Here is a 9,305-nt window from a genome sequence, read left to right as displayed (position 1 = left end):
CAATTAATCAATCAAACCAAAAAAACCCAAAATGTATACTGTATATCTTTTGGTTTTTTACTTATTAATGCCTTACTTCCTTTAATTTTTTTCGAATTCTGAAGCATTAATATACGTGCATCCTCTTCGTTATGAATGTCTATCTCATCAATATTAATAAACAAGTGTGTCACTATGATGATAAGAAGTAAACCAGTCATCATAACGACTGTGTAAAGTGGTATAGTAATCCAGTAAAACCGGGGATTTTAAAATTGAAATTTTGTTTACACAAGGGACGACCGCGCATTTTTTAAATTTCGTTTTAAAACATGATCATCTAAGCTTTCCTTCGCAAATAAAATACAGTAAATCAGGATGATTTTTTTCGGAAGGGTTATCGGATTTCTTCCATCATGTTATCAAGTAAATACGAGATAAGTATCCATCTCAGGTTCGGAAATATTACCTTCTTCAAAATTAATTTGTGTAAAAAGGGCGTCTTACATAAATACTTCTGTCATAAAACATTATTTTGTAAACATCAAATTGGGCCAGTTGTTTAATGCTACGAAAAACGTGTATTTAAAAAAATAAATTTGAAGTGCAAAAGCCCAACGTTTCGGTTCCTTATAAAAAAAGTTCAAGAATACGATTATCTTTGAATGCTTTCAGTAAAAAGCTTTTGAACCTAATTCCTTTGAAATCAGTTCTGTATAACTACTTTTACCAGCGCCAATCATTCCTGCAAGTACAATCACGTTTTTTTCCATCCTTTCAAATCTCCTATATCAATTGTCTTACTAGTTATTGTATCAGATAGTCGAGCGAAGTTAAAAGTTTGAACAAAGTTTGTACAAAAGTTCACAAAAAATACACAGACATTTTAAAAAAATAATGTTAAGCTTACAGAGTAATCTGTTATTTCAAGTTTCACCTCTTGTGTCTATCTCTTGATAGACACTTTTTTTATTCTCATGACAAAACTAGCATTTTTTGGTAGTATAAAAAAGAATGAAATGGAGGAGAGCATGTTGAGCGAAGCGCAAATGAAGGTCGGGCAAGAATTTCCCCTGACAATTAAAAAAATGGGCATTAATGGTGAAGGAATTGGTTACTTCAAAAAAACCATTATTTTTGTTAAAGGCGCGCTTACGGATGAGGAGGTCGTCGTCCAAGTGACTAAAACGGCGCCCAACTACAGTGAAGCCGTGGTGCGGAAAATAAGAAAAGCATCTAAAAATCGGGTTGTAGCGCCTTGTCCTGTTTATGAGGCGTGTGGGGGATGTCAATTGCAACATGTATCCTATCCGGCCCAGTTACAATTTAAAAAAGATATTTTAATTCAAGCACTAAAAAAACAATACAAACTTTAATACGGATAAAATGAAAATTCGAGAAACCATTGGAATGGAAAATCCATTTCGTTATCGTAACAAAAGCCAATTTCAGGCCAGAATGAATCAAAATGGCGCCATTGAAACAGGCCTTTTTAGCGCCGATTCCCACGAACTTGTGCCAACAAATGATTGCCTCGTACAAGACGAGCGAACCGTTCAAATTACGAATTCAGTACGCGATTTACTTAATCAATACGGTCTTTCGGCGTATGATGAGACATCTGGTCAAGGTTTCATCCGCACCATCGTGGTTCGGGTTGGAGTTGTAACGGATGAAGTACAGCTGGTTTTCATTACAACAAGTGAAAATTTCCCGAAAAAACAAGAAATCTTGACTGAAATCAAAGCGTTACATCCAGAAATTGTTTCGATTATGCAAAATATCAATCGAGAAGCGACCTCTTTAATTTTTGGTGAAAAAACAATTCTTTTAGAAGGTAAAACGAGTATTGACGAAGCGATCCATGAATTTCATTTTGATTTATCGGCACGCGCATTTTTTCAGTTGAATCCTAAGCAAACTAGTCGCTTATACGACGAAGTAGCTGATGCGCTTACGCTAACAGGCACGGAAAAGCTTGTGGACGCTTATTGCGGCGTAGGAACAATTGGTTTATCACTTGCAGATAAAGTATCTGAAGTGCGCGGCATGGATGTGATTCAGGAGGCCGTTTTAGATGCTCAAAACAATGCAGCAAAAAATGGAATTAAAAATGCTCATTATGTTACGGGGACGGCTGAAGATGTATTTCAAAAATGGCGTAGTGAAGGCTATACACCGGATGCTGTCATTGTCGATCCACCGCGAACTGGGCTAGATGCGAGTTTAACACAAGCGATTTTAGGCGCTCGTCCGAAGCAAGTCGTATATGTATCATGTAATCCTAGCACGCTTGCACGAGACTTAGCTTTATTCGAAAAACGTTATCGTATTCGTTATTTACAACCTGTAGACATGTTTCCAATGACAAGCCAAGTGGAATGTGTTGTAAAATTAACTTTAAAATCGAATCAGAAGCAAAAAATAAAAAGCTGACCGCAAAAACGGGCCAGCTTTTTTCCTATTTACAAAAGGTAGGTCTTTTGTTATATTTAGTTTGTAAAGGAGGGAGAAAATATGTCAAAGGCAAGCTACATCGCCTCATTACTTCAAAATGGAAAATTTATTGAGAAGTATAAAGAAGCGGGTAATTCCATGTTGCCAATCATTAAATCAAATCAGCCGGTCAGTCTAGAACCTGTGAATGAACATACTTTATTAGAACCAAAAATGATTGTTTTTTGTAAAGTAAAGGGGAACTATTACACGCATCTGATTTCCGCTGTACGAACGCGCCATCAAGAAACGGAATATCAAATTGCGAATAACCACGGCTTTGTAAATGGTTGGGTCAAACGCAAGAATATATTTGGAAAAGTAGTTAAAATTTGGTAACATCTACCAAGTTTTTTTTAATGCCCAAAGTTTGCTGTTTTCTTTGTAAATGTACTCACCATAAACGTAACCAAAATATTGGCAAGAAGCGGTAAAAAGCCGATATTAATATCACTAATAACACGTGGCAAACTAGGGAAAATTGTCGCAAGTGTCATACTATAATTGCTAATAAAAATGGTAATTAAAATCCCCGTAACAATACCAGAAATCGCCCCCGCCGTCGTAACCGGATTTCGTTTCATCAAACTGGCAAACAAGGCCGGACAAAGTTGTACAATAAGACTATACCCCACTTGAAGAATCGCAGCCAGCGCATTCCCACCTTGAAAAACAAATAAGCACGACAGCCCGCCAAGAATAGGCACGAAAATCTTCGAAAGCCGCGCGACACGAGCCTCATCATAGCCCTCTTTTAACCCATAAACAATATTTTTAGAAAAAAGGGTACTCGCCGTCATTAAGAGCATAGATCCGGGCACAAGTGCGGTAAGCATCCCCGCCGCCCCAATGATACCCACAAAAAACGGATTAAAACTATCTATCGCGAGTTGAATAAGAGCCAAATCACTTTCGTCACCTTGGAGGCCCGGTACTTTAATAACCGCTGTAAAGCCGATAAAAATAACAAATAAAAGCATTAGCGTATAAATGGGACTAATAATGGCATTTTTTCGAAATGTATTGGCATTTTTAGCAGTAAAAGTAGAGGCGAAAACTTGAGGCCACATATAAAATCCAAGTACATAGAAGAGAACTGTGCTAATAAACCAAGTAACTGTATAGGTTGTTTTAGGAAATGTTAAAAGTTCGGGTTTCACTTCCGCCACTTGTGTGAAAAGTTCTCCGTAGCTACCAAAATAATGAAGAGGTAAATAAATCCCCATAAAAACAATAACAAATAAAATCATAAAATCTTTCAAGACAGATATCCAAGCAACACCACGAATACCTGAAAGGACAGAGTATAAAATAATGCCAAGTGTTCCAATGATAATCGCGGTATTCATCGGGATTTTACCATACGAGGTTAGGGAAACAATGATACCGAGTCCTTTTAGTTGAATAACAATAATCGGAACAATCGCAATAACCCCAACAAGCGCGACAATCACGCCGAGCCATTTACTGTCATATTTTTTAGCAAAAAAATCAGACTGGGAAACAAGCCGATGTTTATTGGCATAAGACCAAATAAGAGGTAATAAAAAATAAGAAGAGACATATGAAAGCGCAATATACACCATTACATATACCGCTGAAATCCCTTTTGAATAAGTCCAACCGCTCCCACCTAAAAAAGAAAAAGTTGTATAGACTTCTCCAGCTGTTAAAAGAAAAACAAATACCGTATTAAAGCTTCGATTTCCGACTGCCCAGTTTTCAAGTGTCATTTTTTGCTTTTGCTTTGCGCGAACAGCTAAAATAATCGTTAAAATAAAAAAGGCTGAAATAATAATGAGCGCTGTCATGACACATTGTCCTCCCCGTTTTGCTCCCATTTATATAAAAGAAATAAAATAATGGAAGAAAGAATAATCCCACTTGCAATATAAGCTAAAACAAAGGGGATACCAAAAATAAGAGGATAAACCCGGTTTGCAAATGGAATGCCGCCAAGAATAAATAAAAAGGGGATGATTAAAAGCCACTTTTTCATTTTCTTCCTCCTTCATGTTATTGCATTAATGCCCAAATAATAATAGCATCAAAAAGTAATAAGCCGAATACAACAACTACTGAAATTTTAATGAGCAGTTTTTTATCGGTCGATTTTTTCGTCATACACAAGCCTCCATAAAGTTTTCTATACAAAAGATACCATAAAAACACACAAGACGCCAAAAAATCTCGCTCTCCACAAGGAGGGCGAGATTTAATTTAGATAGAAGCGATAACCGCATCACGAAGCCGTTTAGCCGTACCCTCACCACCACGTTCATCATAATAAGCTGTAAAACGCGAATCATCCACATACATATTCACAAGCCCGGCGTGAGCTTCTTTTGAGTAGCTTGGCCAAGAATACGACAGCCATTTTTTATGAGCTTCATAAATTTCTGCTTGTAAGTGATCCTCTGTTTTGGCACGCTCTAATAATTCAAAAAGCGCGTTATTTAAAGCTTCCATTTTAGCAAAATCTTCTTCCGAAAGCTTCATCATTTTAGCATTACTTTCATCTATCTTTTTATCCCCGTATTTTTCACGGATTTCCGTGCCGTACTTTCGTTCATTTTCATCAACTAGCTCTTTTTTAAAGCCTTCAAATTTTTCTTTATCCGTCATTTTCTTCATTCCTTCCATACTACTAAGCGTGTTTTCAACATTACGAATTAACACATCTAAGCGTTCTTTTTTACGAAGAAGTTCTTTATGATGACTTTTTAAAGCCTCTTTTGGCTGAAAATTAGGGTTTGCTACGAGCGATTTAATCTCTGGAAGAGCAAGATCCATCTCCCGGTAAAATAAAATTTGCTGCAAAAGATCCAGCTCAGCTTGCCCATAAATCCGGTAGCCACTTGAAGTCAGCCTGGCCGGTTTTAATAAACCAATCTCATCATAATAGCGTAGCGTACGTGCACTTACGCCAGCTAATTTTGCGACTTTTTGAATTGTATATTCCACCGCTCAAACACCTCCGTAACTGTATTATAAACCTTGACGTAACGTTAAGGTCAATATGATTTTTAAAATATTTTTAGGCTTGCAAAAATGTAAGCTAGAATGTGCGTGCGTTCGCTTTTCAATAAGATGCCTATCTGCTAAACTAGATATATAGAAAAAATATTTGGGAAGGCGTGAACTTTTTTAATGCAAGCACGTAATTTGAAATATCTTGTCCTTAGTCTTCCTCTTTTATATCTTGGGTACGGGATTACACTGGCGCTTCAATTTGGAAGCAGACCAGAACTCATTAATTCAGCAGCAAATGGAATCTTTTTGTTCATTATTACTTATATTTTAACAAAAAAAGCAGTTTTAAAGACAAGTATTGATTTTGTGTGGTTTGTCGTTTTTATTTTATATGTGTTTGTATTACATCATCTTGTCACGTACATCGCGGTGGGGGATTTTATTAGCAGTACGTATACGGGCCATTTTTACATTCAAACAGATATGATTAATCTTGAACCATTTACAACAATTGAAAATACATTTAGACAGACGCTGCCAACCATGCCGACCATCATTCAAATTGCTGGAAACGCACTGCTTCTTGCACCGTTATCTTTCTTTCTACTTTATTTTAAAATATGTAAAAGGGCAGGTATGGCCATTTTAGTAGTATTTTTGACTTCTTGCGCAATTGAACTGATACAACTTGCACAAACAACACTGATTACCGGATTTGATGGCATTATGTTACCAGACGGAAGATCAACAGATATCGATGACGTTATTTTAAATACCTTAAGTGGCTGCTTGGGAGTAGTAGTCATATATAGCATACCGGCGCTTAGAAAACGAATTGGGAAAAAAAGGCGTTAATTCTTTGACGAGCGAAGGAGATTGAAAATGAAAGAAAAATTATTGCAAGCTTATGATTTTTTTCAGAGAAACAGTAAAGTTGTAAAGATTGTTTTTGTCACACTCATCATGTTATTTGTAATTTATGAGGTTATCAATATTTTAACCACCGTGGATTACAATTCTTTAAAAGAAAATTTAACCTCACAAAGTCCAGAAAGTATTCTCATTATGATTATCGTCGGGTTGATTGCAGTCACCCCTATGCTTATTTATGATTTCGTTATCGTAAAACTTTTGCCAGGGAAATTTTCGACGATGCATGTCATTTCATCTGGTTGGATAACTAATACATTTACAAATATAGGCGGTTTTGGTGGCGTTTTAGGAGCTTCACTACGAGCAAGCTTTTACGGAAAAAATGCTTCGCATAAAGAAATTCTACTTGCAATTTCAAAAATTGCGTTGTTTTTAGTTTCCGGCCTCTCGATTTATTGTTTAATCGGCCTCGCAACACTTCCAATACCGAATTTTGCTAATCATTTTGTAAACTACTGGCCGTGGCTTCTTGGTGGGGGACTTTATTTTCCCATTTTATTTATCATAACCAAATGGAAAAGTAAATCTTTATTTGAGGATCTCCCATTAAAACGTGAACTGACACTTATTTCCGCGTCTCTACTAGAATTGGGGCTTTGCTTTTGGTTGCTTTGTTATCATTGGCTTTTTAATGAATGAACCAGTAGATTTAATGAAAGTATTTCCATTATTTGTTATCGCATCGGTTATCGGGATTATTTCTATGGTACCAGGCGGGGTAGGGACATTTGATTTAGTTATGCTGTACGGTTTAGGGCAACTAGGCGTTTCCGAAGAACTCGCTTTAGTTTGGTTACTGTTTTACAGAATTTTTTATTACATCATCCCATTTGTCGCAGGTTTATTTTTCTTTGTACAAAAAGCAGGCAAACGTTTTAATGATTATTTAGAAAATCTGCCATTTTTATTTTTACAAAAGCTTGCCCACCGTTTCCTCATCATTTTTGTGTACTTTAGCGGGCTCATGCTCATATTGTCATCAGTCGTTCCGTTTGCGATTTACCATGTTCCTTTTTTGTATAAACTCATGCCTTTTAGTTTTCTGTTCATCTCTCAAGTTACAAACGTCGCGTTTGGTTTCTTACTCCTTGGCCTAGGACGCGCCATTGAGAGCAAAACCAAAAAAGCATATATTACGACCGTCATTATTTTAGGCTGTGCCATTTTTAACACCCTAGCGCGTGTATTTTCCATTAAACAAGCCATTTTCCTTGGCATCGTGTTACTATGCGTTTTTCTAGCACGAAAAGAATTTTATCGTGAGAAATTTGTATATACTTGGAGTAAAATTATTATGGATGTCCTTATCTTTATTGCTTGTCTAGCAGGTTATGTAATTATCGGCATCTATAATTCACCAAATATCCAACATAAAAAGCAGATACCAGAATATTTAGAGATAGCTTCAGAACATGTGTGGATAACAGGCTTTATTGGAATGCTTATCGCTGTCATTTGTCTTATTGCAATTTATATCTACTTTTCCCAGTCCGAAGAAAAACTTGGAAGCCCATTTGAGGCAGAGAAAGTTCGCGCCCACTTAGAAGAATGGGGCGGAAATGAAGTCAGCCATACCATGTTTTTACGCGATAAAATGCTATTTTGGGCACAAGATAATACCGTTTTATTCGCCTTCCGTATTATTGCCGATAAAATGGTCATCATGGGTGAGCCGACAGGAGACCCAAATCGGCGTGATGCCGCCATTCTCGAGCTACTTGAAAATGCGGACATGTTCGGTTACCGACCAGTCTTTTATGAAGTCCGTGGCGATATGCTTCCGTATTTGCACGAAATCGGTTTCGATTTTATTAAATTAGGCGAAGAAGGTTATGTTGACGTCACTAATTTCTCTCTTTCTGGTAAAAAGAAAAAAGGTGAGCGGGCGTTAATGAATAAATTCGAACGCGAAGGTTACACATTTGAAATTTTAAAAGCGCCGCTTAGTGCCGAAACTTGGAAAACCTTGCGAGCAATCTCAAACGAATGGTTAGATGGCCGTACCGAAAAAGGATTTTCGTTAGGCTTTTTCGATACCTATTACCTGGAACAAGCAGGCATCGCTGTGGCTAAAAATAAAGATGGAGAAATTGTGGCCTTCGCCAATCTAATGCCAGCTTATAACGATGAGCTTACCTCCATCGATCTAATGCGCTACGGTAAAGACGCGCCTTCTGGCATGATGGACTTCCTCTTCATCCACTTATTTGAAGATGCAAAAGAACATGGTTATCAAGTATTTAACATGGGCATGGCACCTCTTGCTAATGTTGGGGAATCCAAATACGCCTTTTTAGGGGAGCGGATGGCCGGTTTAGTTTACCGCTATAGCCAAGGCTTCTATGGTTTTAAAGGTTTACGCAATTATAAAGCCAAATATGTCAATGTTTGGGTTCAGAAATTTGTAGCCTATAGAAAAAGAAGCTCTATCGCCTTTACCATGCTCCAATTAATGCTCCTTGTAGGAAAAAAACGTCAACTTTCACATAAACAAATTATTTTAGAAGTCCCCCTTTCTGATTCAGAGCAAGAAAAATAAACAATGTTTCGAACCGAATCATTTCATTTTGTTGGAATAGATATGTTTAAAACGGAAAAGAGAAAGAGAACCATGCGCGAACATGGCTCTCTAAGCAGTTGTGATGATAAGAGTGCATAGCAAAAGCTATGCACTCTTATTTTACTCAGCCATCAAATCAGCTAAAGCTTCATCGATGGTGTTAAATTGAAATTCAAAATGGTTAGCAAGCAATTTGTCAGGATACACACGCTGGCTATCTAGAATCATAGCCGATTTATCACCTAAGACAAGTTTTAATGGCTTTTTTAGGAATTCGCGTCTTATAAGGACGATGCAATTCTTTTACCTAACACCTCAGCAAACTTCTTTTCTTGAACAGGGTGGGGGGCAACAAAATTGATGG

At 37.1% G+C, this 9,305-nt stretch carries 5 protein-coding genes and 4 pseudogenes; 4 read left to right on the top strand and 5 right to left on the bottom strand.

The features are described 5' to 3' along the window. Window positions 1-80: 80 nt before the first annotated feature. Window positions 81-752: pseudogene (locus LFLEISCH_RS16565) on the bottom strand (deoxynucleoside kinase); the annotation flags it as partial. 261 nt (window positions 753-1,013) lie between these two features. On the opposite strand from LFLEISCH_RS16565, the pseudogene rlmD reads away from it, so the two are divergent. Together rlmD and LFLEISCH_RS14015 are read left to right on the top strand one after the other, a co-directional pair. Further along, window positions 1,014-2,415 (top strand): annotated as a pseudogene (gene rlmD / locus LFLEISCH_RS14020) (23S rRNA (uracil(1939)-C(5))-methyltransferase RlmD). A gap of 81 nt (window positions 2,416-2,496) precedes the next feature. Then, on the top strand, window positions 2,497-2,814 hold the full coding sequence (locus tag LFLEISCH_RS14015) for a hypothetical protein (RefSeq protein ID WP_007477914.1): 318 nt from the start codon (window positions 2,497-2,499) through the stop codon (window positions 2,812-2,814). A gap of 17 nt (window positions 2,815-2,831) precedes the next feature. Here LFLEISCH_RS14015 and LFLEISCH_RS14010 read toward each other — a convergent pair whose 3' ends face one another. From LFLEISCH_RS14010 to LFLEISCH_RS14000, 3 genes are all read right to left on the bottom strand, one after another. Continuing rightward, window positions 2,832-4,286: a sodium:solute symporter family protein gene (locus LFLEISCH_RS14010; protein WP_007477905.1), complete on the bottom strand. Its 1,455-nt coding sequence runs from the start codon at window positions 4,284-4,286 to the stop codon at window positions 2,832-2,834. Beyond that, window positions 4,283-4,474, bottom strand: a complete 192-nt coding sequence (locus LFLEISCH_RS14005; RefSeq protein WP_007477903.1) for a DUF3311 domain-containing protein — start codon at window positions 4,472-4,474, stop codon at window positions 4,283-4,285. Before LFLEISCH_RS14005 ends, LFLEISCH_RS14010 begins: the two co-directional genes overlap by 4 nt. Before the next feature lie 221 nt (window positions 4,475-4,695). Continuing rightward, on the bottom strand, window positions 4,696-5,439 hold the full coding sequence (locus LFLEISCH_RS14000) for a MerR family transcriptional regulator (protein ID WP_007477901.1): 744 nt from the start codon (window positions 5,437-5,439) through the stop codon (window positions 4,696-4,698). A gap of 186 nt (window positions 5,440-5,625) precedes the next feature. Between LFLEISCH_RS14000 and LFLEISCH_RS13995 the strand changes: the two genes are divergently transcribed. Next, entirely contained in the window at window positions 5,626-6,303 is a 678-nt protein-coding gene (locus LFLEISCH_RS13995) for a VanZ family protein (protein ID WP_007477898.1), read from the top strand. Window positions 6,304-6,330: 27 nt separating this feature from the next. Continuing rightward, window positions 6,331-8,920 (top strand): annotated as a pseudogene (gene mprF, locus LFLEISCH_RS13990) (bifunctional lysylphosphatidylglycerol flippase/synthetase MprF). A gap of 141 nt (window positions 8,921-9,061) precedes the next feature. Here the strand turns inward: mprF and LFLEISCH_RS15145 are convergent. Continuing rightward, window positions 9,062-9,305: pseudogene (locus tag LFLEISCH_RS15145) on the bottom strand (DUF1731 domain-containing protein); the annotation flags it as partial.

Source organism: Listeria fleischmannii subsp. fleischmannii LU2006-1 (assembly GCF_000344175.1).
Taxonomy (GTDB): domain Bacteria; phylum Bacillota; class Bacilli; order Lactobacillales; family Listeriaceae; genus Listeria; species Listeria fleischmannii.
This window is presented reverse-complemented; position numbering and strand designations above follow the sequence as displayed.

Coding starts and splice junctions, on each gene's coding strand:
- LFLEISCH_RS14015 (WP_007477914.1), top strand. CDS start 2,497: ATGTCAAAGGCAAGCTACATCGCCTCATTACTTCAAAATGGAAAATTT.
- LFLEISCH_RS14010 (WP_007477905.1), bottom strand. CDS start 4,286: ATGACAGCGCTCATTATTATTTCAGCCTTTTTTATTTTAACGATTATT.
- LFLEISCH_RS13995 (WP_007477898.1), top strand. CDS start 5,626: ATGCAAGCACGTAATTTGAAATATCTTGTCCTTAGTCTTCCTCTTTTA.
- LFLEISCH_RS14005 (WP_007477903.1), bottom strand. CDS start 4,474: ATGAAAAAGTGGCTTTTAATCATCCCCTTTTTATTTATTCTTGGCGGC.